Source organism: Photorhabdus akhurstii (assembly GCF_019090985.1).
Lineage (GTDB): Bacteria > Pseudomonadota > Gammaproteobacteria > Enterobacterales > Enterobacteriaceae > Photorhabdus > Photorhabdus akhurstii.
Map to the genome: position 1 here is coordinate 5,125,403 of NZ_CP020335.1, position 23,604 is coordinate 5,149,006.

Genomic DNA, 23,604 nt, shown 5'->3' on the forward strand with positions numbered 1-23,604 from the left:
CTACACCTTATTTTTTCGTTACACCATCTTGATTACCCATCATCCGCTCTGCCGTTGACGCGCAACGCTCAGGCAACGTCAGGTCTGAACTCTGACTCACCGGGCCGTTTTTCTGCAAAATGTCACACTGGAAGCGGGCATTTTTAGGACCGGCAAAAGAAATATGGCCGTCTTTCAGCGAGATATAAGCCCCGCCGCACTCCAGACGCAGTTCCGTTTTCGCCGAGACAGTCACACGATCCTGTTGACTTGCCAGCGTCAGCGCCTGTTGAGCCAACACCTCTACCGCGTCAGTCTGTGCCTGAATCTCTACCTTGCCGGAAGCCGCCAACAGCTTTAGGCCCAAGGTTCGGGTGAACAAGCTCAGGCCGTTCCCCACCGCCAGCCGGAATTTCTTCATCATGCTCATATCTGCATCACCGCCGACGGTGGTTATCAGGTTCTCCCCGGCGGAGAACTGCAAATTGCCCGGCGTCACCTGAGCAATGCCGGAGGGCGCAGAGAGTAAGAGCGCTCGCTGTTGTAATTCTTTCAGGGTTTCATTCATAAAGGCGGACTGGGTTTCGATGTCAGCCAGTTCCGCTTTCGCCGCCTCAGCGGCATAACGCAACCCCGCCGCGGTCTGCAACGCCGCATCCAGTTCAGCCAGCGCACGCTGCATATCCAATTGCTGGCCCGAGGCTTTAACCTGTTGATCGGCGCTGATAAACAGCCCTTTCCCGGCCCGGATCGCTCCCCAGTCGTCGGTGCGCAACTCAAACCCTTGGCCGCGCTTATTGGGATGCGGTCGCTGTCCATCCACCAGATGTCCCAGATTGAGCTGGCTTTTCCCGCCATATTCGGTGCTCAGTTTGATGTGCTCTTTGCCGCGCTCATCGTCCATGCGCAGTTTGTTGTTGGCCGGCGTGCGCAGCACATTGCGTTTGTAGTTGTAGAGGGTTACATGGTCTTCATGCCGGGAGTCATGCAACGCATGGGCGATGTAGGGCCGATCCGGGTTGCCCTGCTCAAACGCGATCGCCACTTCGGTCCCCTGAATCAACGGCCAGTGAAAACCGTGCGTTTTACCGGCGTACGGGCGGGCTAAACGTACCCGCAGGCTTTCTCTGCCTGACGGCCATTCATCCAAATCAAAATCAAATTTGACGCGGTAACGGCCCGTGGTGTCGATATGGCCGTAAGTGTCGTTCGGCCAGTCGCTGGTCACCCGCGCCGGAATGGTACCGGCAATCACCGGCCGCGCTCGCAACTCCGGCCGGTAGCTCAACACTTCGCTGTACGGAATGCCGCTGAAACTGACCAGATAGTTGCTGTCACGCCGGGCGCTGCTGTGCATAGAGACAATCAGCACCCCCGCTTTGCCCACCGCGGCCGGTCTCTCTCCGTCGAGCTCCAGCACTAAGCCGGGCACCAACTCCGGGGAGGAACTTTTGCCGCTGACAAGGTGCTGCCGGTACAAATCGCGCTCATGGTGCAAACGGGCGTAGAATCCCGCCGTTTCCGGCTCGGGCTGGATCTGTTCTCCCCGCTCAAGAAAGTTGTCGCCATAACGGTAAACTTCCCCTACCACGGTAGTATCCCGATCCCGGCTGATCTGATATTGCAGGTCATTGCCCGCAGCCCGATAGTTGTAGTCCCGCACTTTCACGCCTTGCGTCACCACCTGATGCTCAACGTGCAAGTCCCACACCGAATCATGGTCGCTATGATTCATGCCCGCCGGGTCACGGAGCGGCAAGCGCACGTCGTACTGATAGTTGCGCTGGTTATCCCCGAACCGCACCACTTCAATCCCCAGACGGCTGTCCATCTCGAAGCGGTACCAGATCCCCACTTCCGCCAGAATACGCTGGATAAAGTCCAGATCGCTCTCCTGCCACTGCACCACCAGTTCCCGTTTTGGGTATTCCCGCACCAGCGTGAACAGGAAATCCTGCCCGCGAAATTCGTGTCGGTCGCGCAGAACCTTTTCCACGATTTCCGGCACCGACTGGTGCTGGTAAATCCCACTGCGGCGGGTGTGGCGCAGCAATGCCAGATAAGGCTCCAGACAGACCTGATAGCGCGTTTCATCCGCCGAGGCGGCAATCCGGTTAAAACGGGTGATGACGCCGTGCACTTTACGCACCTGTGCCGGGTTTTCCGGCGCCTGCAAGATAAACGTGGCGGATTTGTTGAGCATCACCGCCGGGTCGATATCCCGGGTCGGGCTGGTGAAATCAATGGTGTAGCAATAGGGCGCACACAGGCGCTCTTCGCCGGTGAAGCTGAATACCTCCAGTTCGGCGCCACAGCGCCGCACTTCAAGGCGGTAGCGGGCATGGCCCGGCAGCGCGGCTTGACTCGCTCGCAGCTGGCGAGCCCGCAACATTTTTCTATCCATTAATAGGTTTTCCCCGGATATCAGATAAAACGGCTGTGCAGTAGCAAGCGAGGTGCTTCCTACTGTTTCAATAAAGTCCCAGTTGCCATCAGCGATGAGGTCAATTCATCCATTCAACTGGCACAAATCCAACCGAATAAATGCTCGGTTGTCAGCCCTGGTTAATCCGGGGAACAAGAGATTTCATCCGGTATTTCCTGACTCAGCAGTTAACCGGAATGAAAATAATCGTGAGGGCCTGATGCCTGCTCTCGAATTAATAGATTCAATAACGAAATAGACGGTTATTGAATAAGTCAATTCTCCTCATTAGCGCATATTAAAATCAAGTGTTTTTTTATCAAACAGCACAATTTGTTTAATCTCAACGGCAAAATTCAGCATATTTAAACCAATCTTAAACGGAATATCATTTGTATACACAAAAAGGTTGCATCGATCAAAATAATATGAATCAAATTCACCCCATTGATATTTTTGCGTCATAAACCCATAATAAGACATATATTTTCATTACTTTCAGCATGTTATATACAAACAAAAACACAATAAATGTATTATTCCAATCTTAATCTTATCTTACCCCAACAACAATATGCTACGCCGAGGTAAAAAATAATGATTCTCAATTAGATAATGCGAATGAGAATAGATTTCATTACCCAAAATAATCACAGATAATAACTCAATCCTAATTCAAGGCAGGGATTATCCTGCCTCATCCTGCAAGATAATCGTAGCAATCGCTTTCTCCGGTAAAAATACATTATTGTGCAACACAGGCATATATCGGCTGGCCCAGGTTTGCCACTCTCTATCAATAGATTGTCGCTCTTGATGCCAAAAGTGATATATCTCCGGCCGATAATCAAAGAGCAATAACCGCAGTCCAAAGATGGCCAATCCGATTAAGCCCGCCGCACAAAAAATTATCCGCCACTGTCGCGACCTGATGTATCCAAACCATAATTTTACAGAAAACATTTGAAATAACCTAAAAATTATATAGATAAAACAATACCTTATAAAACATCATAAATACCATTGACTCTACGTCGCTTAATTTTCTCTTTTAAGCATGATTCTCATGACTTTCCAATGAAATTAAATCGGCTCAAGGGCGTTTTAATCACACGCTACAAAGAACATCATCTTTATTGCATGGGATTATCGACGGCCGGTATCCATCTGCATTCCGGCGGCGGTTCTTTTGCTAATATCGCATCCAGTTCAGAGATTTTAGCTTGAAGTTTCGCAATGGCTTTTTCTATCTCCTCTCTATCCTTAGGATAGCGCGGAATTATTATTTCTCGCTTGACCTTTACCGATATATCAATATCTTTTCTTTAACGTTTTATTTCATCAAAGTCAATGGCGCCTTTTAAATAAGGTTTCATAATAGTGCTACACTTATTTTTTGTCTTCCTGACTTTTGCTGTGATGAAAACGATGCCAAAAAAGCATCAACATAATTAATCAACTGCCACATAAATTGACAACAATGATTTCGCGTTATTGTCTCATGGAGCGATTGTCATAATCGTTCTATTTTATTTAGCCACGGTGAATAGACGGGTAAAAACAACAGAGTAAATTTGGGATATCGTGCCAGCCACTCCTTTACCTTCTGACTTTTATGAATACCGTAGTTATCTAAGATTAATGTGAGGGTTTCCGCATGGGGATATTGATGATTCAGTTCATCTAACATTTTGATAAATAAATCAGAGTTCTTTTTTATTCCTTTAACATAGGTGACTTGCTCTGTTTGGGATTTTTCGCAATTGATCAGATCGCAAAAATCGGACTGAGTTCCCTTCCAGGGATCTATTATTTTGAAAATTTATTTAAATAAATAACGTATTATATAAATAGACTACGTTTATTTCATTTTCATTTTCATTTTCATTTTCATTTTCATTAAAACATTATTATCTCCTATAGGCTATAACCTATAAGTTATAAATAGTGTGCAAGCAGACTGGCAATAATAATTAATTACAGCTTGTGCAAACCTGCTTATGAATGAACAGTTAACACAAACAACTCACAAAACCCGGAGTATACATATCAATAGAGAACCTATCGCTTTAAACAAACACTCTCTGTTATCAGGCAAATTATGCCCAAAAACTTCAACGATTCTTCAACGAATTATAAAAACCTATAAAAATGCATTATCTTAAATTGCTGAATTAACGATCAAGCCCGTATACTCACTGAGCGTTAAGACAAATCTGGAATAGCAAGTAGCTTACTTAGTCGCTCAAAATGTATTCCAGCAAGTGAAACTAAAGTTAAAACACAGGAAAATTATCATGACACGTTTAGGCTTATCTATAACTGTATTATCACTGTTATTCTCTGGCGCAGTATTAGCTGCACCTAGCACTCCCGTAACCCAATCTTCGGATACCAAGGCTACCCCTTCCCATGTGGAAAATACCAAAGCAGGGAAGAAATCCGACAAAACCGCACCTAAACAACACTCACACCAGAAGGCAGCAAACAAAGAAGCTAAGAAGGCTCACTGAGTTTTCCGGCCTAAAACTTATATTATTCCGCAATTATGTCCGCAATCGTTATGACACAAGTTTAGTAACGTCATAACTGTAAATTCAGGGGGGAAAATCCCCCCCTCAACAGGCTATCGTGAAAAGCTTAACAAGCCCCTTCGGTATCTTCATCACCATAATATTTAACACCAATTCTGATGATATCCCGTCCCTGAGATTTACGGTGTTTATTCGTGTCACGCAATGAATAGATACAACCACAATATTCCTGCTGATAAAATCTTTCCCGTTTACTGATTTCGATCATCCGGGCTGAACCACCTTGCTTACGCCAGTTGTAATCCCAGTATTGAATCCCCGGATACTGACTTGCCGCTCGTTTTCCACAATCATTTATCTGCTGCATGTTTTTCCAACGAGAAATGCCCAACGAGCTTGAAATAACACTGAAATTATTTTCATAAGCATACAAAGCAGTACGCTCAAAACGCATATCAAAACACATGGTGCAGCGAACACCTCTTTCTGGCTCCAGTTCCATGCCTTTAGCACGTTCAAACCAGTTATCGCTGTCATAATCCGCATCCACAAATGGCACATTGTGTTGCTCTGCAAAACGAATGTTCTCTTCTTTGCGAATTAAATATTCCCGTTTTGGATGAATATTCGGATTATAGAAAAAGACGGTGTAATCAATTCCAGAGGCATGTAGCGCTTCCATCACTTCACCAGAGCAAGGAGCACAACAAGAGTGCAATAATAATCGTTCCGCATTATCCGGTAACGTTAAAACAGGGCGAACATAGTTTTCCATTTAGCAGGCTCCATATAATTATAAGAATTAATTATAGAATATAGTTATTTTTAGCTTCAAATTTTTCGAATGAAATTCATCATGACTTATTTGCCGTTGCGATCCTTACTTTTCTGATCACAGTAAATTACCTGAAATTCTGGCAGATTCTACCGTTATCTTGTCATCATCAAAGTTTGTACAAGGAAGTTCACTACCGATAAATCTGTTTTACGCTGATAGTTAGCTAAATTATAGCCAAATTCAGATACTTTTAACCAAAATAATTTAAATGGAGACCACCATGCGCCATACAATTTCTCTGCGTGACCTCTCTTTTCCGGCAATTACCGCCGGATTTGTCGCTGTTTTAGTCGGATATACCAGTTCAGCGGCAATTATCTTTCAGGCTGCGGAAGCGGCGGGCGCCACCACCCTACAGATCGGTGGCTGGCTAAGTATGCTAGGACTTGGAATGGGTATCAGCTCCCTAGGGCTATCGCTTTATTACCGCACCCCCGTCCTTACCGCATGGTCAACACCGGGTGCCGCGCTACTGGCGACAACGCTACCTGGAACATCAATCAACGAAGCCATTGGTATCTTTATCTTTGCTTCGGCACTGATCTTGCTGTGCGGTATTACCGGCCTGTTTGCTCGATTAATGAACTATATCCCACAAGCACTTTCCGCAGCCATGTTAGCCGGTATTCTATTACGCTTTGGTTTGGATGCTTTTTCTTCATTTTCGGTCAACTTCGTACTGACTGCCGGAATGTGTTTGACTTATCTTCTGGCACGCAGATATTTATCCCGCTATACCATCATCTTAACACTATTATCAGGGCTGATTATCGCCGCTTTACAGGGAGATATTCACTTTGAACAACAATCTACAGCCGCGTTTGTCACCCCTGAATTTATTACACCCAGTTTCACACTCTCTTCGTTATTGAGTGTCGGTATTCCATTTTTCATCGTCACAATGGCATCCCAAAACGCGCCCGGCATCGCCACACTAAAAGCCTCAGGATATCCGGTTTCTGTTTCGTCACTAATAAGCTGGACTGCGCTCATTTCACTGATCTTGTCACCTTTTGGTGGTTTTTCCGTCTGTATTGCCGCCATTACGGCCGCAATTTGTATGAGCCCGGAAATTCATGCTGACCCAAATCGCCGTTATATGGCCGCTGCCGTAGCAGGCGTGTTTTACCTGATAGCGGGACTGTTCGGTGGCTCAATCAGTATGTTATTCAGCGCCCTACCGGCGGCGCTTATTCATATTATTGCCGGATTAGCATTGCTTGGAACAATTTCTGGCAGCCTGCTACAAGCGTTACAAAATGAAAAGCAACGAGACGCCGCAGTAATCACATTTTTGATCACCGCTTCCGGTGTGACGTTACTTGGCGTAGGCGCTGCATTCTGGGGATTAATCGGTGGAGTAATAGCCATGATCCTTTTATCTCTGCCGAGTAAAACCAAAATAGTTCATTAGATGAACAGTAAAATTATACTTTTCAGCACTTTATGATACTTATTATCAATAAAACTTATGATAGTTTGCCGGGTCTGTTGCGCTTTGAATATTACGATGGGACGTATCTAACAACCTTAAATTTTCTTACCCGCAAAGCCGAGCTTCCTATTATGAAATTTTTTGATACGAAATTTTCTGATATTAGTAAGTTAGCCGTTATTTCATCATGCCTGGCAATCCCTTATAGCTATGCTGATGATCACCCAATTCTTTCTCTCTCTGTCAGCCAATCCGGAAGAAGCCAAACGACTGCTGATGGTAGTTTATCCAGAAAACCAAATAAGCAAGAATCACGGATACTTCCGATTTGGGGTGATGAAGCTAGAGCTAAAGGTTATGACCTACCGGAACCTTTTGGCGCCAGTTACGGTTATATGAATATGCGACAGAATATCATTGTAGACGATATTAAAATCATTATACCGAATACCCCAGAATTTGAAGACGCACTGGATATCCAGACAGGAAAAACCAGAGGAAAGAATGAATCACATATGCTCAAACTGGATACTTGGGTTCTGCCTTTTCTGAATGTTTATGGCGTTTATGGCTGGACAAAAGGCACATCGAAAACCAACATTGAAGGAATCAGATTTGCTGGTTTCTCTATTCCTGATATGAAAGATATCCCTTTCGCACTGGACTTTAAAGGTAAAACCTACGGTGGCGGTTTAACTCTGGCAGGGGGTTACGATCAGTTTTTCGGTACGCTTGATACCAACTATACCTACACTAATCTGGACATTCTGAATGGTAAAATTAGCGCTCTGGTTGTTACACCACGTGTTGGTTATGAGTTTATATTCCAGCCAATCATCCCAGGACAAGGAAATACCAAATTGCAAGTATGGACCGGTGGTATGTACCAGAGAATTACTCAGGAATTTAAAGGCAATATTAGTAATCTGGACTTACCCCCCATGTTTGACAAACTGGTCAGTGCATTCGACGATTATGATAGTATGAAATTCAAAGTAAAACAGCATATTGCATCTCGCTGGAATAATACGGTTGGTGCAAGGCTGGAAGTCACCCGCCATTTTAATCTGCTGACTGAAGTTGGCTTTAACAAACGTAACAGCTGTTATATTTCAGGAGAGTTCCGTTTTTAAATGAATATCCGCTGTACTTTACATGGGCTGGCTTTAGTCAGCCTTTTTATTTCTGATTTCTCATATAGTGAAGCACTACTTAGCAGGGAAAAAATCGATGGCTGGCTGGAAAAATTAGGTGGCAGTAATACCTATGACAGCAGTAAAGCGATTGACTGGGGCGTTTTACCCGGCCCCTTTTATACTCCAGAGTTAGGTGCCGGTCTCGGTGTTGCTATCGTCGGTCTCTATCGACCAGATGATAATGATCACACCAGCCAAATCTCTTCTCTTTCCCTAAATGGATTTGCCTCTTCAACCGGCGCCTTTGGCTTCACATTTGATAACTACAATTTCTTTGCTGATGACCAATGGCGTTTTTTCCTTTCCGGTACATTGAACAACGTTCCCACTTATTACTGGGGTACGGGATATCAAGCAGGTAAGGTAGATGATGGCAAAGAAAAATATCGCTCACAGGAATTGCGCTTACAACCCAGAATTCTCTATCGAGTTGCTGATTCTACCTATTTAGGCGCTGGCTGGCATTTTTCATCATTACACGCCAAAGATCCCGATAACGGCGCTAAAAAACTTTTCGCAGCCGAGAATGATGGACGATCCATATTGAGTTCTGGCGTCAGTGCCTATTTCAGCTATGACACACGGGATTTTCTGCCTAATGCTCATCAAGGACAATTACTTGATATTACTTACACCCATTTTTCCCCGGCATTAGGCAGCGACCGTCGGTTTAACACCGTGGATATGCAATACAGCACCTATTATCAATTAGATGAAAAATCTGTACTGGCATTTGATAGTTATGGTCGTTTCATTGACGGCCAGGTGCCCTGGAATATGCTGTCAATGTTAGGTAATGGCAACCGGATGCGCGGATATTATGAAGGTAGATACCGGGACAAAAATGTTATCAGCACTCAATTAGAATATCGGCGCAAATTGGACTGGCGGCACGGATTCGTCTTATGGGTTGGGGCTGGCACCCTAAGTCATTACGCAGAAGATATAGGCTCAAAAAACTGGCTACCCACAGTTGGCGCTGGCTATCGTTTTGAATTTAAACCCAAAATGAATGTCAGACTGGATTTTGGCATCGGTAAAAAAAGCAATGGATTTTATTTTCAGGTGGGAGAGGCGTTTTGAAATTGCGTTTATGGATTGCTGCTTTAACGTTAGTTGCAGGATGCCAGGGAACTTTTTCTTCAATCGCACCAGTACAACCTGACTTAAATAGTGAAACAACCGCCGAAGCCACCCGTGCATGGCCGGTTCTTGCTCCGATTCCCTCACCCGAAGGATTAAGAGCTTGCTGCGCTTTTGGCTATAATTTAAAAACTGAATTACTGACCATTCCAGTCCCTTTTTACCACATAAGTAATGTGCTGGATGCCGATAATCTTGGGGCACATAATTATAACAACAGTTTTTTTGGTACCGTTGCTTCATTAACAGGACTCAGTAATGAAAAAGTGGGGATGATATATACCCGCCGGGGCGGATTCATTGATATTTCCCATGTACGGGATACCGCTGATAATGCGGTTTTTCTGTTCAGTCAAATCTGGCCTCGTCTTGGAGAAAAGTGGCAAATAGAACTCAGCAGCGAATTAGCATTACGCCGTATCCAATTCTATCAATTCACACCACCAGCAGCGATAGAACAACGTTATACCCTAACTGCTTATCTAGCGGTAAAATTGGCCTTTGAACTTGCTGCATGGCATGAAATCGCCCAATGGTATGGTTATCAGTCTGTACCAGGATTTTCTGAAAAAGTGTCGGCATTCTCCCCGGAAGATCTCTACTCTAATCTACTAGGCGCTCGTCTTTCCCTCTCTTTGATACTGGCAGGACAAGTGCCGTCAATGAAGCAATACCGTCTATCAATGCAAGCCATTCTGCCTCCAGCACTGCGTGAACTGGAAGCCTTATCCCCTGATGAAACGCGGAAAATGTTTGAACAGATTGATGGTATCTGGTGGGACAGCAAACGCCGTATACCCGATAAACGTTTAATCCTTCAACGCGATTTCCATACTCACAGTGATCGCACACCTAATATGGTGCCGACAGAACAGCAATTTCCACTTAGGCTCACCCTGCCGCAACAATATATTGGCTACAGATTATCTGAATTGGCCGAACTACAATTGTGGCCCAGTCGCCAAATGAAAGATCTTCCTGTACCAGAAAGTTACTGGATTGCGCTTGATTTTCCACAATTGGCAGAAAAAGCGAAAGAACAACAAGAGAATTATTGATTCACATATTTTTGATGAAAGAATGAATATAATATTATGAGTTAAAACATATAAGCGACTTTAAATTACCATTTCTCAAATGATAATCACATTGAAATATCATCAATTATTATTTACTATTTACATAATGTTACATAATAATATAAACCCAACATTATCTATAATAAAAACAAACTATACCAACTGCACTTCAATTAAGTCATAAAGGGAAAACCCTCATCACCAAGGCGTTATTTCACCGGATAAAAATCGTATTGAAATATTTACAAAGATAAAAAAACCAATAAATAATTGATATAGAATAATTAATATTACATGACACCTAAAAAACAAATCAAAAGGTCACAAAAAAATTAACCAACCCAAAAGACCAAAAAAGAAATAAAATCTCAAAAAGACGCAAAAATTAGAGAATAATTTCCAATTATACTCATAAACTGTGTATTTCACTTATTTTTATCGAAAAAATAGACATTCACTCTTAATTTAACTTAAATAACAAAAATCCCTTCTTAAATAGGTTTAATCGTCTATAATATATGTTTTCAAGTTATAAATATGTATAAACAATATCATCTTTATCTAAATAGATAAAATAAGAACTTACATTGGAAATTATTAAAATCATTAAACTAAATCTCAAGTTACTAAACTATTTTCAACTATATAATATGTTGATTTTTATTTTAAATTTAAAGTATTAATCAATTTAATAGATAAAAAACAACATTGTTTTATTAATCTATTTGATGTATCGGGGGATTCAGGGCCCCTATCTTTACCCCCTGATAAAACCAATTAAGATGTCCCTACTCCTGGAGAGGAAAAATGAATAAACTCGCGTTATCAACCACCGCCGCCCTTATTTTTGCCTCAGGTTCTGCTGTTGCAGCCGATAATGCTGCTGGCGGTACACTACATTTCTCTGGTGCAGTCACTGATGCTACTTGTACTATTAATGGTGGCGCTTCAGCCAACCTGTCAATTATATTGGAACCTATCTCAGTCACTCAAGCCGGACAAAAAGAAGGCTTAATTGATTCTGGTAAGAAAGCATTTTCACTGGAATTTTCTAACTGCCAATCCAAAGCTGTTGGTTTTGACCCAGCAACCTCTATGTTAAAAATCCAGTTCACATCATCAAATACCATTGCTAACGATGGTAAATACCTGGTCAACCAAGAGCTCAATGCAAACGGCAAGCCGAAAAACGTAGGTATCGCTATTGTTAAACACAGCGAAGAACACGCCCCTATTATGCTGAATAAGGCGTTTGATACAGGAATCAAGGGCTCTACGGCAGCACCCGAAATTGTCGATTTCTATGCGAAATATTACAAAGTAGGTACTGCTGATGCAGATCCAGGTAAAGTAGTAACGATGGTTACTTATCACGTTACTTATCTATAATTATTTACTACAATAAATAAAGCCTATTTAAATAAATAGGCTTATTTAATTTGGCAAAAATAACGTTATGAAGAAATTATTTTTAGCTATATTATTAGGGATGACGACTTTATCTGCTCATGCCAACATCGTTATTAACACAACACGTGTTATTTACCCATCCAGTAATAAAGAGGTATCGGTTCAATTATTAAATGCAGGGGATCAACCCTCCCTAATACAATCCTGGATAGATGATGGTGATCCTAATTCAACACCTGAAACAGCTAAAGTCCCCTTTTTACTCACCCCTCCAGTCGTCAAAATTGATGGCAATAATGGGCAGCAATTAAGAATTAAGCACATCAACAGCAATCTACCGACTGATCGTGAATCGCTGTTTTATTTAAATGTTCTGGATATTCCCCCCGTTGCAGAAAATATTGGTGACAAAAACGTCATGCAGATTGCTATTCGTACCCGGATCAAATTTTTCTACCGGCCTGATAAGCTTTCTATTTTACCGAAACAGCTCCAACAACATATTGTATTAAAACGTGAGGGTGGCCAACTAAAATTGGAGAATTCATCACCCTATTTCGTGAATATCGTCGGCCTTAAATCTTCCGATACTCAACCTAACTTACTCAATGAAGGAACAATTATAAAACCGTTCTCCTCTCACTCATTCAGTACCAATGAAAAAGTAAAAGTTGGAGACAAATTAACTCTGGCTATTATTGACGATTTTGGTGCTATAAATAAATTAACTTTACTACTTCAATAGTGATATTACTGGCATAGCATAGAACATGATAAGACAAAAATTTAGTCCGTTAGCTCTGATAATAGGTGCCTTGCTGTATACAGGTTGTTTATGCTATGCCGCAACATTTAATACTGATTTTCTCGCCGGTGAATCTGCAAAAGCAGATTTATCCCGGTTTTATTCCACTTCAGAACTGCCCGCAGGCCGTTACGATATTGATATATATCTGAATAATGACTGGAAAGGAAGATTTGATATTAATATCCAGAATGATGGTAAAGATATTTACTTATTTAATGAAGATCTTTCTAGATTAGGTATAAAAATTGATAAAAACCAATTATCAGAATCAAATTTATCCAAAGATGAAATTCTTCTTACTAAAATAATATATGAAGGAACCGCTAATCTCGATGTTCCTAAACTCAGTCTACATCTTGTGGTCCCGCAGGCGTATGTCAAAAACGAGCTAAAAGGCTATATTGATCCTGCATTCTGGGACAGAGGTATCCCCGGCGCTATGCTGTTCTATAATGCCAACTATTACCATACTCAAAATAGGAATAAACAAAACCGCGACCGTGAAAATGAAGATAATGTTTACGTGTCGCTTAATAGCGGTTTAAATCTATTTGGCTGGCAATTACGTGATCAATCCTCTTATCACTACACACGTTCAAATGGTGATAAATGGAGTAATAATACCCGTTATCTGCAACGGGGAATTTCATCAATTAATTCAGAACTTCGCATTGGCGATAGCTATACATCCAGCGATTTATTCGACTCTTTCCGTTTTCGAGGTATCAATCTGAAAACAGATATGCGCATGCACCCCGATGCCTGGCAAGGATTTTCCCCTATCGTCAGAGGAGTTGCGCAGACTAACGCTCTGGTAAAAATCACCCAAAATAATGTTGTTATTTATCAAGGTAATGTGCCACCGGGACCGTTTGCCATTGATACTATTTTACCAACAGGTTCAGGTGGTGATTTGCTAGTTGAAGTGACGGAAGCAGACGGACGTGCTAATAGTTTTACCGTCCCCTTTTCATCCGTTCCTAATATGATGAAAGAAGGTCTTGGCAAATATGATATCAGTGCAGGTAAAACACATATTGCTAACAGTCGTTATAAACCAAACTTTTTTCAAGCCAGCTATCAATATGGTTTTAATAATGTCCTGACCGGTTATACAGGCGCCATTATCAGTAAAGATTATTACTCGCTATTGTTAGGTAGTGGCTTTAATCTACCCATTGGCGCTGTCTCAATTGACGTTTCACAATCCAGCGCCAAATTTGATAATAGCCCAACCATGAAAGGTCAAAGCTACAAATTGGCTTATAGCCGCTATATTCCACAAACAAAAACAAATTTTTCGCTGGCGGCTTATCGCTATTCAACTAAAAATTATCTCACCTTAATCGATGCAATTGATCTACATGACTGGATAAGCAACGGCTATAACCAACAATACTATTCCCATCAAAAAAATACCTTTAATATCAATTTAAATCAGAATCTTGGTAGTGGTGCTGGTTCACTTTTTCTTTCGGGAACATTCCGTGATTACTGGGGAACCCAGAATAAAAGTAGGGAGTATCAAATGGGGTATTCCAACAGTCTGGGTAAAGTCAATTATTCCCTGACAGCAAGCCGTGTCCGATACAATATCAATGAAACAGAGAGTAAAGAGGAACAGCGCTACTATCTGATGCTATCCATTCCTTTCGAGTTGTTTGGCTACCCCGCCTATTTGACCAACAATATCTCAGTCAATGAAAGCCACTATGACAACAGTAACGTAGGATTAAGCGGCAGCGCAGGCCCAAGCAACCGTTTGAATTACCACTTCAACATTTCAGATCAGAAAAGCGGTTCGACAACAACCAGTGCAAATTTGACCTATAAAACATCCGCTTCCACATTGAGTAGTTCTTATAGCCAATCCACGGAATACCGCCAAATGGGGCTTGGCGCAATCGGCAGTTTAGTTGCTTATCAAGGCGGCATTCTGGCTGCTAATCAGGTTGGGGAAACTTTCGCCATCATTGACGCGCCGGGCACGGCAAACGCTTCTGTGAATGGAGATAAAAGCATGGTGACAAACAACAGCGGTAAGTTGCTGATACCTTATCTTTCTCCTTACCGTAAAAACGCCATCATGCTAGATACCAGTGAAGTATCAGAAGATGCCGCTGAACTTATCGGTAATATCCGAGATGTTGCGCCATATTCCGGTGCGATTACCCACATCGGATTTAAAACAGACCAGCGGAAAACGTTTGTTTTCTATGCCGCCCAGGCTGATGGTAAACCTTTACCTTTCGGGACTGAAATTGTCGATTCAGAAGGTAACAGCTTAGGATACGTTGGTCAGGGCAGCATGGTTTTCCTGCGAGCAGAAAAATTACCACAACAAATTTATATCCGCATCGGTCAGCTAGGCGAAAAGAGTTGCACAATAAACGATCCACAGCCTGAAATGGGCTCAACCGCCAATATTTGCCGTTAAGGGAGAAGAATAATGAAACTTAAGCCATTGTATCTGGCGGCCATAATCAGTCTAAGCAGCAACATAGCCTACGCAGACTGCCAACCTAAATATGCAATAACAGCACCGGCAATCACGGTAGATATGACAGATAATCTCACCCTGAACAGTAATGCAACCTGGATACTCAACACCCAATATTCTGGCTATTTTACATGTACAAGAAATTCATTATGGAAACAAAACTCTGTTGCTAACGGTTCGCCTTTTACCAAAAACAAAGTTGTCTTAGGATTCAATGGCGGCAAAGATTATGCCGAAGTGACTGTCACGAATCTTTCTCCTAGCAATAGTATTAATCTGGGAAACAGTAATGACACATACCCTGCTGGCAAATTGCAAGCCCAATTTACACTTAATGTAAAACTACTGGGTGGCAGACCCGGTGGTAGTAATATTCATGTCTTTTCCGGCAATTCTGCAACATTAAAAACTGCTGTAATTGCTATGGATACCACCAACTTAGGAATCCTTGATGCCATTCTCCGTTTCGCTACCGATTTCCTGACCTTTATTCTTACCTGGGAGTGGCCGACGCATTCTGAAGATATCTATTACCAGCCCGTTACGATGATTTTTAATCACAGAGATACAACTTGTCACTTCTTAAATGCTGGGTTAACAGTGAATCTACCAAAAGTCAACCGCATTAGATTGCTTAACGGAATAGATAAAGGCGAAACCCCTTTTACCCTGAACTTTGAATGCAAATATCTCCAAAACGGTAAAACTTCACGCTCAGTTAAAGCTTACCTAAGCAGTAATAATCTGCTGCCAAATGACAATCAAACCTTAATTGATAGCAAAGCCGGTGCCGCTAAAGGTGTTGGTATCCGTGTCTCTCAGACAAGTGATTCATCGCCGATAACTTTCAGCGCCTCGCCATCCTCATCCCGTGGCGCGACACTGCTATTCAGCAAAAACTCCGGCAATGTCATTGATAAAAACTTTTCCATCGACCTTAATGCTTACTACCACGTTTATGATCCGCAAAACATCATAGCAGGGGACCTGAAAGCAACCTCTGTGCTGAACTTTGAATACAATTAATCAAGAGGAAAATTACCCAAGAGGCAAAGGAGATGTCTCTTATTTCCCCTATCCGAATTAAAAATTTATGTTTCAATAAGTAATAATTTGTAATAAAGTGTTTCTGAAGAAAAATTCATTTACATTTATAATCTCCCCTGAGTTTACGTAACATAATGATAACCCTAACATTAAGTAATCACGCACACTCAACTAATTTCTTAATAAAATAGTGTAACTCTACGAAAAATAGAAAAAACATATTTACACTTATTAATAAAATTTAAAAAACAATATCAAGAACAATATATTCAAGCCTTATTAAAGAATAAACAGAAACAACAACCAGTCTGAAATAAAAATATATCTCAATAAAAAACAAGACAAAGAAAATCATAAAAACAGAAAGATACAGTATATAAAAAAACCCAACAATATTGATTAACAATAAAAATAATAAATTAAAAATCAACAACATAGAATAAGTTAAAAATAAAAACCTTATATGTTAATATAATTTCACGCAATACAAAAATGTAATAAACAATTTAACCCAACATAATAAAAATATGAATTCCACTCCCCAAAACCACCTTTAATATAAAAATATAAAGATAAATATTTATAATTATCAACAAATAAATTATTAAAAATTTTTTATCCTTATATACACCTTCATTATTATATTTTCACAATATCACCTGAAGTAAATATTTGTAACACATTGTTACTTATTTTAACTTAACATTTAGAACCATATCGAATATCCTGCATCGCACCAATGACAATGGATACATTAGAAAATTAGCTCAAGCCTGACAAAGACGACTTAATTTTAACTCACAGAGGAAAAAGACCATATCGGTAACTGGTCACCTTTTTATGAAAATGATAATTATTCTTATAACGGCAATATTAATATCAATCAGTTTACTACTCGCCGCAGTATTCTTACGATTGGCTGTACTATAATTAACAGTACTATATAAAACCAGATTCAATCACTTTCGATATTATACTAACTGGTTTACAAATCATTTTTCTTTTGAAAAAGCAACTTACAGACACAAAACTAACTCGAAAATCATGATTATATCTGATGGATAATTCACCCAGAACAGGTAATATTTTGTACACGAATAGCACATAACCATATATAAATTAATAAAAAACCACAGAACAAATGAGCAAAATAATAATTTTTATTACAGAAAATATATTTATGAATCGCTAATAACTCTGGCTATGCTGGATTTATTTTGCTAACATCAGCTTGTTTTTTATTCAGAGCAAACGAGGAAAAGCAATGCCCTCTCAAACGATGAGGACAACTGCCATCTTCGCTTTCTTTATCTCACTATTGTTTTCCGCTTTTAGTCATGCCTCAACCAGCACCGCTAAAAGCATAGAGTATTCTCACAATGACATGCAAAGCAGTTTGCCAGATTTGCGAAAATACCCTTCGGGCACCCTACGTAAGAAAGCGTTTTTAAATGTTGTTGTCCCTGTGATTGATCAACACAATCAACAAATTATGCAGGAACGGAAATGGCTATTGGAACACCAAAACGCCAAGCATTGGTCCATACAGGATATCAAGCGCCTGCAACAAATTTGTAAAAACTACAACGTGAGCTGTAGCAGCTCGCCTAAAAAAGTTAATTGGAGCAAGCTACTAAGTCGTGTTGATATTATCCCAACCCATTTTGTTGCCACTCAGGCCGCAACAGAATCTGGCTGGGGAACATCTAAGCTTGCACAACAGAATAACAACTTGTTCGGTATGCGTTGCGGTAACAACTGTAAGAAAACCCAAGGTAAAATAAAAGGTTATTTCTCCTACTCGACCATCAATGATTCTGTCGAAGCTTATATGAAAAATATGAATACTCATAACGCTTATGAATCATTGCGTGTTTCACGCGCCAAGCAGAGAAGCCTTCAAGAATCACTAAATACCAGCAAATTGATTGATAATCTTGAAGGGTATTCACAATTGGGTTCGACTTACAACAGTTATCTGCATAAAGTATTTAACAGCAATAAAGGGCTTATTACTCAGGCGCAGAAGTTAGCCAAAAACGACCATGACTAAGGGCCTAAATAAGTCATTAGCATGAATATCTTCTGTTTGAATATCTTGTGCTAAGTACCAATATCATCCGTTACCATAGCCCACTATGGAACGGATGATTTTCTTATGTCCATCGGTTTGTTCTTTTCATTGATAGAATGTTTAGATCAAATACTATAATATCACCCAATATTAACCTATATTAAGATAAAATGATTGACCAGAGTTTAATATGAATTTCTTTTCTTTTGAGTTTCTTGGTTCCTTTGTTGCTTTCTTTCTCTTGTATTGGATGCTACAAAAAAATGCGAAAGCACAAAACTATCTACTGATAATCGCAAGTTATCTGTTTGTCTTTTCCTTTAATCCTCTTTTCACCGGCATCCTATTTAGCTATACGCTATTTATTTATCTTTTAACAAACATAGCCAGCAAATTTCTATCCAATCGCATCACATTTACTATCCTAACGATAGGTATTCTGGGATGTTTTACGCTATTCAAATATTATTCTTTCTTTCAGGAAAGTCTCCAACAAGCGTTTGCCGAATTTGGCTTGTCCATAGATTTACCTGTACTGACACTACTCATCCCTTTGGGTTTATCTTTCTATGCATTTCATTCCGTCAGCTATGTCGTTGCTGTCGCAAGAAAAGAGATGCCCAAAGCATCATTTCCTGATGTCGCCTTATACCTATGCTTTTTTCCAAGTATTGTTGCCGGACCAATCAACCGAGCTAAAAATTTCCTGCCTCAAATCCAGATTTCATCAAGAGTAATCATTGAACCATCAAGAGCTATATTACTGATTGCACTGGCGATAATTAAGCTATTCTTATTCAGCTCTTATTTATCTGAAAATTATGTCAATCCAGTTTTTGATGATCCTGCCAGCTACAATACGGGGCAAATACTGGTTGGTATCTATGCCTATGCATGGCATATCTATTTTAATTTTTCTGGTTATACCAACCTTGTTACTGGATTAGCGCTACTCCTTGGTTTCAGGGTACCTGAAAACTTCAATGCCCCTTATCTGGCAGAAAACTTGCAAGCTTTCTGGCGCCGTTGGCATATCAGTTTGTCTGAATTTATCCGTGATTATGTCTATATTCCTTTTGGTGGTAATAAGAAAGGATTTATACGTAAGAATCTTAATTTGTTTGTCGCTATGGTAATCTCTGGATTATGGCATGGAGCCGGAATTAACTTCATTATCTGGGGAGCTATTCATGGATTGGGATTAATAATCCTCAATGTCAAATACCAGTTATTTCCCCCAATAGACAAAAAAAATCAAAATATTTCCCGAAACCCAGTCAGCTCATTTTTATCAAGAATCATCACTTTCCACTTTGTCTGTCTGGCATGGGTTTTCTTCCGCTGTCCTACTCTAGATGATGCACTAATATTATTAAATCAATTGATATCATCAGATTTATTTCATTCAATAATAGCCAACAGTGGGTTGTTATTGATGTTCTGGGGACTCTTTATTATCTATCCGTGGCTGATTAATCTAAAAATAATGGTTGAGAAAATGCATTCTAAGATTTCATGGATATATTACCCAATACCATTAGCGATTATTTTGACTTTAGTATTTATGCTCTCACCACAAGGAATACCAGGATTCATTTATGCCAATTTCTGAATTCAAATCTAATTTAAAGACGGCAGGGCAAGTCATATTTACCGTAATATTAACTAGCCTACTGTTAATCTGGCTAAATCATCGTTCACTGGATAGATTTTGGCAACAGGAATACCATCAGCAAAGCCTTTGGGCTACTTTACAAGGTCATCCGCTCTGGGATTTCGGTGATAACCTGGAACAAGGCATACTCGCTGCGGGGGAAGCTTTCATGTTACATACTACCGGCAATAACAGTGGCAATCATCAGCAAACTTCCCAGGAAGCTGATATCACACTGCCTGCGGATTTTCAGATTGGACTCAAGCTCCTAAGTGGTTATCCCTCTCCTGTTACAAATCTGCCTGCAACTTTTCCTGAGTTATTACAGAAATCTTCCCATACTCATCCTGTTAATTCACCAATACCTCATGATTTAAGGAATAATGTTTCCCCCAGTGCGGTTATCGGTAAAACCAACGTGACACTGACCGCCAAAGATAAAGTACTGTTTGCCGGAGATTCAATGATGCAGGGTATCGCTCCCCATCTGAAACGTCGACTCTACCGAAATTACAGTATTTCAAGTATTAATCTCAGCAAACAAAGTACTGGACTTGCTTACCCTAGTTTTTTTAACTGGCCGGAAACTATCAATAAAACACTGGAAGCCAACCATAATATCAAGCTAGTTGTTATTTTTTTGGGACCAAATGATCCCTGGGATATGCCACCAAAACATGGAAACACCTACCTGAAATTCGCCAGCCCCGATTGGGAAAATCTCTATCGCCAACGTATCGACATGATCCTTACCGAAGCACGTAACCACGGTGCTGATATTATCTGGGTTGGTCCTCCCAATATGCGACAGAAAAAACTCTCCAACAGCATGGAATATCTGAGATCCTTGTATCGATCAGAAGTCACGAAAGCTGGGGAAATCTACGTTTCTGTTAATGATATTTTTAAATACCATGCAAATGATTATTCCGATTATATTGGCGATAATAGTAACAAAATTAAACTCAGAAGTGATGATGGCATACACTTTAGCTTAAAAGGCCAGCAAGCTATCTCAGACAACATATTTTCATTGATTAAATTTATTCAGGAACCAGCCAAACAAAATGGAACCAAGCAAAATGAAAATAGCTAAACAACTCCGTCGGCGATACCAGTCTGCTGGCATTAGTCTGGTCATCACACTCTCTTTAAGTTTGATATCGTGCCATAAACAAATGCCAACACAACAACCGGCAAAAGAAAATCAACAGCTAATAGACTTCGGTGAACCAAATTTAGCCTTACTGGCGAATAAACTGCATAACAGTCACCATAATCAACTGCATTTTGTTCAGATAGGAGATTCCCATACCGCTGCTGATTTTTTTACCGGCAAGCTTCGCTCTTTATTGCAACAACGTTTTGGCGATGCAGGGATTGGTTTTGTTAGCCCAATTAATGTACCTGGCCAACGTAACGCTATGGTCAGTATGACCGGTAATACACAGCAATGGAAACTCACTACCAGCCGCAAAGATAATCGGCCTGATTTTCCTCTTGGCGGTGCAATTGCAGAACCCAATAGCCAAATAAGTCAATTAATTCTAAAGCTGTTTGCACCATCCCATGATCGCTATCAACTCAAGACGTTATACCAAGCATCGGGGGATGCTCAGATTCTGGTTCAATCTGCCACCAAACGAATCGTGAAATTATCGGCAACCCACGGTCACTGGCAATTTTCTACTGGAGAATCTGTTACATTCCCAGTTAATATTATGGCGATACAAAATAATCAGTTAAAATTAGGCGGCTGGTTTATCAAACGCGCACAACCAGGTATTATGTTATCTGCCTTGGGTATTAATGGTGCAACTATTAATATGATGGATAAGTGGCAGCCACAATGGATTGATACATTAGTTCAAATGCGTCCTGATATGGTGATCCTCGCTTATGGCACAAATGAGGCTTTTAATCATTCGCTTGATTTATCAAGCTATCGCCAGCAACTGGAAACGAAGATAAAGCAGATTCGTAATCAGCTACCACAAGCAGTTATCCTTATTATTGGGCCAGGTGATTCTTTGAAAAACAATCAACTTACAAGTTGTACAACACAACAACCAACAATGTTGGATAATATCATCCATATTCAACAAAAAGTCGCTCAAGATCAGCACACACTATTCTGGAACTGGCGTGAATATATGGGTGGAAAATGCTCAATTAAGAGCTGGGCGCAACAAGATCTTGCTCGTCCTGATTATGTTCACCTTTCGGCCGCGGGTTATGAGCGCAGTGCTGAAGCTTTATATCAACAATTAATAAATATTCTCGATCAATAAGCAACAATAAAGCTTGATTGGGAATAGTACTAAATACTTATCTTGTTTTTAGTGCAGAGAAATTAAACTTATAATCTTAGGTTTACAATATGTATGAACTCACAAGAAACCCATTTAATAAAGACAAATTGTCTTTTTTGTTGTATTTAATACGTTGAAAAATAAGTTTATACATGTGTAAAACATAGCGTCAAAAAGAGTATTTAAAATATGATTTTTCCAAAAAAGTATCCTCTCAGTGCTATAAAAAGACTCATCTCCGGCTGGAAAGAGTGTAGTTTCGAACGTTACCAACAAGCGTATTCTCTTTATGGTGGTGGAATATCGACTCATCCAGATATTGTACGCTTCTTAAATGAAAAATTTGGCAATAGTTTTATCTTTTACGTCAAAGAAAATCCACAAATAGAAAACGTTATCGAAGGGGCATACTTTACATGTAAAGATCATCATCTGGCAGCAAGTCACCAAAAGGACTACTATTTTTTCAGTTACGATGAAATTCTCTTCCCTATTGCCAAACATCTAAAAACTATCATCCCTGGGAAATCAAAAACCATATCGCCTCTGCACAAAGAAAACTTTGTCAATCTTTATTATGGCCGATTAAACAAACGAACAATATGCCTTGCTAAAGAAGATTTTTCTTATAAAACAAGAAGAAATCGGAGTAATGAAATTAATAGATTTAAACGTGCAGGAGGAGAAATACATCAAATCGATGATTTTACCTGCCAGGAATTTGTTGACATTTACACCACACTGTATGAGAAACGGTGGGAAAAAACACACAGTGAAGAAGAAAAAGGGAAATTAACCGAATTATACACCGAACTCAAACAGCATCTGTACGGATGTGTACTAACTATCAATGGAACCCCAGCAGCCTACGATTTAGTTATAAAATCAGACAGCCCTCAATGGGTTTCATTCGATGCAGTAAACGGCGGATACGATCCTGAATATGCTAATCTCAGCCTTGGAAGCATTGTCATGTGGTTAAATATTCAAAATGCTTCGGCGCTCTGTCAGCAGAATCAAAAAACGATGCGTTATTCTATTGGCAAGCCCACTTTTGCCTATAAAGATCGCTGGTGCCACCGTCACCCGCTAGCAAGAACACTCTTTTAATGTCACCAATATTTTCAGGTAGTTTACTTATCTTGCCGCCTTGTGACTGCTCCCCGCCGT

Annotated in this window: 19 protein-coding genes and 1 pseudogene; 15 read left to right on the plus strand and 5 right to left on the minus strand. The window is 40.5% G+C overall.

Annotated elements, in window-relative coordinates:
* Positions 1–7: 7 nt before the first annotated feature.
* The 3 genes from B0X70_RS21970 to B0X70_RS21980 all read right to left on the minus strand — a co-directional run bounded on the left by B0X70_RS21970 (position 8) and on the right by B0X70_RS21980 (position 3,367).
* Complete coding sequence (locus B0X70_RS21970; RefSeq protein WP_246593367.1) at positions 8–2,383, minus strand: type VI secretion system Vgr family protein; 2,376 nt, start codon at positions 2,381–2,383, stop codon at positions 8–10.
* A 309-nt stretch (positions 2,384–2,692) separates the two neighbouring features.
* A complete protein-coding gene (locus B0X70_RS21975) occupies positions 2,693–2,887 on the minus strand; it encodes a hypothetical protein (RefSeq protein WP_217470402.1) in 195 nt (64 codons plus the stop codon).
* Positions 2,888–3,091: 204 nt separating this feature from the next.
* A complete protein-coding gene (locus B0X70_RS21980; RefSeq protein ID WP_214040561.1) occupies positions 3,092–3,367 on the minus strand; it encodes a hypothetical protein in 276 nt (91 codons plus the stop codon).
* 114 nt (positions 3,368–3,481) lie between these two features.
* Between B0X70_RS21980 and B0X70_RS21985 the strand changes: the two genes are divergently transcribed.
* Positions 3,482–3,631, plus strand: coding sequence for a hypothetical protein (locus B0X70_RS21985; protein ID WP_161786684.1), 150 nt, complete (start codon positions 3,482–3,484; stop codon positions 3,629–3,631).
* Positions 3,632–3,776: 145 nt separating this feature from the next.
* On the opposite strand, the pseudogene B0X70_RS21990 reads toward B0X70_RS21985, so the two are convergent.
* Positions 3,777–4,175: pseudogene (locus B0X70_RS21990) on the minus strand (IS630 family transposase); the annotation flags it as partial.
* A 526-nt stretch (positions 4,176–4,701) separates the two neighbouring features.
* Here B0X70_RS21990 and B0X70_RS21995 point away from each other — a divergent pair.
* Positions 4,702–4,917, plus strand: coding sequence for a hypothetical protein (locus tag B0X70_RS21995; RefSeq protein WP_110086888.1), 216 nt, complete (start codon positions 4,702–4,704; stop codon positions 4,915–4,917).
* A gap of 127 nt (positions 4,918–5,044) precedes the next feature.
* On the opposite strand, the gene B0X70_RS22000 is transcribed toward B0X70_RS21995, so the two are convergent.
* Positions 5,045–5,713 carry an epoxyqueuosine reductase QueH gene (locus B0X70_RS22000; protein ID WP_036809691.1) on the minus strand — a complete coding sequence of 223 codons (669 nt, stop codon included), beginning with the start codon at positions 5,711–5,713 and terminating at the stop codon, positions 5,045–5,047.
* Positions 5,714–5,996: 283 nt separating this feature from the next.
* Here B0X70_RS22000 and B0X70_RS22005 point away from each other — a divergent pair, with 283 nt between their 5' ends.
* From B0X70_RS22005 to B0X70_RS22065, 13 genes are all read left to right on the plus strand, one after another.
* Entirely contained in the window at positions 5,997–7,190 is a 1,194-nt protein-coding gene (locus B0X70_RS22005; protein ID WP_217470403.1) for a benzoate/H(+) symporter BenE family transporter, read from the plus strand.
* A gap of 32 nt (positions 7,191–7,222) precedes the next feature.
* On the plus strand, positions 7,223–8,344 hold the full coding sequence (locus tag B0X70_RS22010; RefSeq protein ID WP_082301056.1) for a hypothetical protein: 1,122 nt from the start codon (positions 7,223–7,225) through the stop codon (positions 8,342–8,344).
* The gene (locus B0X70_RS22015; protein WP_217470404.1) at positions 8,345–9,490 is read left to right on the plus strand and encodes a BamA/TamA family outer membrane protein; all 1,146 of its coding nucleotides are present in this window, start codon (positions 8,345–8,347) and stop codon (positions 9,488–9,490) included.
* Positions 9,487–10,608: a DUF4056 domain-containing protein gene (locus tag B0X70_RS22020; protein WP_217470405.1), complete on the plus strand. Its 1,122-nt coding sequence runs from the start codon at positions 9,487–9,489 to the stop codon at positions 10,606–10,608. Before B0X70_RS22015 ends, B0X70_RS22020 begins: the two co-directional genes overlap by 4 nt.
* Positions 10,609–11,436: 828 nt before the next feature.
* Complete coding sequence (locus B0X70_RS22025; RefSeq protein ID WP_036780407.1) at positions 11,437–12,018, plus strand: fimbrial protein; 582 nt, start codon at positions 11,437–11,439, stop codon at positions 12,016–12,018.
* 67 nt (positions 12,019–12,085) lie between these two features.
* Positions 12,086–12,784 carry a fimbrial biogenesis chaperone gene (locus B0X70_RS22030; RefSeq protein ID WP_217470406.1) on the plus strand — a complete coding sequence of 233 codons (699 nt, stop codon included), beginning with the start codon at positions 12,086–12,088 and terminating at the stop codon, positions 12,782–12,784.
* Positions 12,785–12,809: 25 nt separating this feature from the next.
* On the plus strand, positions 12,810–15,284 hold the full coding sequence (locus B0X70_RS22035; protein WP_217470407.1) for a fimbria/pilus outer membrane usher protein: 2,475 nt from the start codon (positions 12,810–12,812) through the stop codon (positions 15,282–15,284).
* A gap of 12 nt (positions 15,285–15,296) precedes the next feature.
* Positions 15,297–16,373 carry a fimbrial protein gene (locus tag B0X70_RS22040; RefSeq protein WP_036809708.1) on the plus strand — a complete coding sequence of 359 codons (1,077 nt, stop codon included), beginning with the start codon at positions 15,297–15,299 and terminating at the stop codon, positions 16,371–16,373.
* 1,285 nt (positions 16,374–17,658) lie between these two features.
* Positions 17,659–18,447, plus strand: a complete 789-nt coding sequence (locus B0X70_RS22045; RefSeq protein ID WP_036809710.1) for a protein bax — start codon at positions 17,659–17,661, stop codon at positions 18,445–18,447.
* Between the two features lie 211 nt (positions 18,448–18,658).
* Positions 18,659–20,080 (plus strand): MBOAT family O-acyltransferase, encoded by a 1,422-nt coding sequence (locus B0X70_RS22050; protein WP_217470408.1) that lies wholly within the window; start codon positions 18,659–18,661, stop codon positions 20,078–20,080.
* A complete protein-coding gene (locus tag B0X70_RS22055) occupies positions 20,067–21,218 on the plus strand; it encodes an SGNH/GDSL hydrolase family protein (RefSeq protein WP_217470409.1) in 1,152 nt (383 codons plus the stop codon). Before B0X70_RS22050 ends, B0X70_RS22055 begins: the two co-directional genes overlap by 14 nt.
* A complete protein-coding gene (locus B0X70_RS22060) occupies positions 21,205–22,413 on the plus strand; it encodes an SGNH/GDSL hydrolase family protein (protein ID WP_217470410.1) in 1,209 nt (402 codons plus the stop codon). Before B0X70_RS22055 ends, B0X70_RS22060 begins: the two co-directional genes overlap by 14 nt.
* Before the next feature lie 210 nt (positions 22,414–22,623).
* The gene (locus B0X70_RS22065; RefSeq protein ID WP_036780383.1) at positions 22,624–23,544 is read left to right on the plus strand and encodes a GNAT family N-acetyltransferase; all 921 of its coding nucleotides are present in this window, start codon (positions 22,624–22,626) and stop codon (positions 23,542–23,544) included.
* The last annotated feature ends 60 nt before the right edge of the window (positions 23,545–23,604 follow it).

What these genes read in the sequence shown, in the direction of transcription:
- B0X70_RS22025 (WP_036780407.1), top strand. Translation starts at nt 11,437, where the DNA reads ATGAATAAACTCGCGTTATCAACCACCGCCGCCCTTATTTTTGCCTCA.
- B0X70_RS22045 (WP_036809710.1), top strand. Translation starts at nt 17,659, where the DNA reads ATGCCCTCTCAAACGATGAGGACAACTGCCATCTTCGCTTTCTTTATC.
- B0X70_RS21975 (WP_217470402.1), bottom strand. Translation starts at nt 2,887, where the DNA reads ATGTCTTATTATGGGTTTATGACGCAAAAATATCAATGGGGTGAATTT.
- B0X70_RS22050 (WP_217470408.1), top strand. Translation starts at nt 18,659, where the DNA reads ATGAATTTCTTTTCTTTTGAGTTTCTTGGTTCCTTTGTTGCTTTCTTT.
- B0X70_RS22035 (WP_217470407.1), top strand. Translation starts at nt 12,810, where the DNA reads ATGATAAGACAAAAATTTAGTCCGTTAGCTCTGATAATAGGTGCCTTG.
- B0X70_RS22060 (WP_217470410.1), top strand. Translation starts at nt 21,205, where the DNA reads ATGAAAATAGCTAAACAACTCCGTCGGCGATACCAGTCTGCTGGCATT.
- B0X70_RS22005 (WP_217470403.1), top strand. Translation starts at nt 5,997, where the DNA reads ATGCGCCATACAATTTCTCTGCGTGACCTCTCTTTTCCGGCAATTACC.
- B0X70_RS22010 (WP_082301056.1), top strand. Translation starts at nt 7,223, where the DNA reads ATGATACTTATTATCAATAAAACTTATGATAGTTTGCCGGGTCTGTTG.
- B0X70_RS21980 (WP_214040561.1), bottom strand. Translation starts at nt 3,367, where the DNA reads ATGTTTTCTGTAAAATTATGGTTTGGATACATCAGGTCGCGACAGTGG.
- B0X70_RS21995 (WP_110086888.1), top strand. Translation starts at nt 4,702, where the DNA reads ATGACACGTTTAGGCTTATCTATAACTGTATTATCACTGTTATTCTCT.
- B0X70_RS21970 (WP_246593367.1), bottom strand. Translation starts at nt 2,383, where the DNA reads ATGGATAGAAAAATGTTGCGGGCTCGCCAGCTGCGAGCGAGTCAAGCC.
- B0X70_RS22040 (WP_036809708.1), top strand. Translation starts at nt 15,297, where the DNA reads ATGAAACTTAAGCCATTGTATCTGGCGGCCATAATCAGTCTAAGCAGC.
- B0X70_RS22055 (WP_217470409.1), top strand. Translation starts at nt 20,067, where the DNA reads ATGCCAATTTCTGAATTCAAATCTAATTTAAAGACGGCAGGGCAAGTC.
- B0X70_RS22030 (WP_217470406.1), top strand. Translation starts at nt 12,086, where the DNA reads ATGAAGAAATTATTTTTAGCTATATTATTAGGGATGACGACTTTATCT.
- B0X70_RS22015 (WP_217470404.1), top strand. Translation starts at nt 8,345, where the DNA reads ATGAATATCCGCTGTACTTTACATGGGCTGGCTTTAGTCAGCCTTTTT.
- B0X70_RS21985 (WP_161786684.1), top strand. Translation starts at nt 3,482, where the DNA reads ATGAAATTAAATCGGCTCAAGGGCGTTTTAATCACACGCTACAAAGAA.
- B0X70_RS22000 (WP_036809691.1), bottom strand. Translation starts at nt 5,713, where the DNA reads ATGGAAAACTATGTTCGCCCTGTTTTAACGTTACCGGATAATGCGGAA.
- B0X70_RS22065 (WP_036780383.1), top strand. Translation starts at nt 22,624, where the DNA reads ATGATTTTTCCAAAAAAGTATCCTCTCAGTGCTATAAAAAGACTCATC.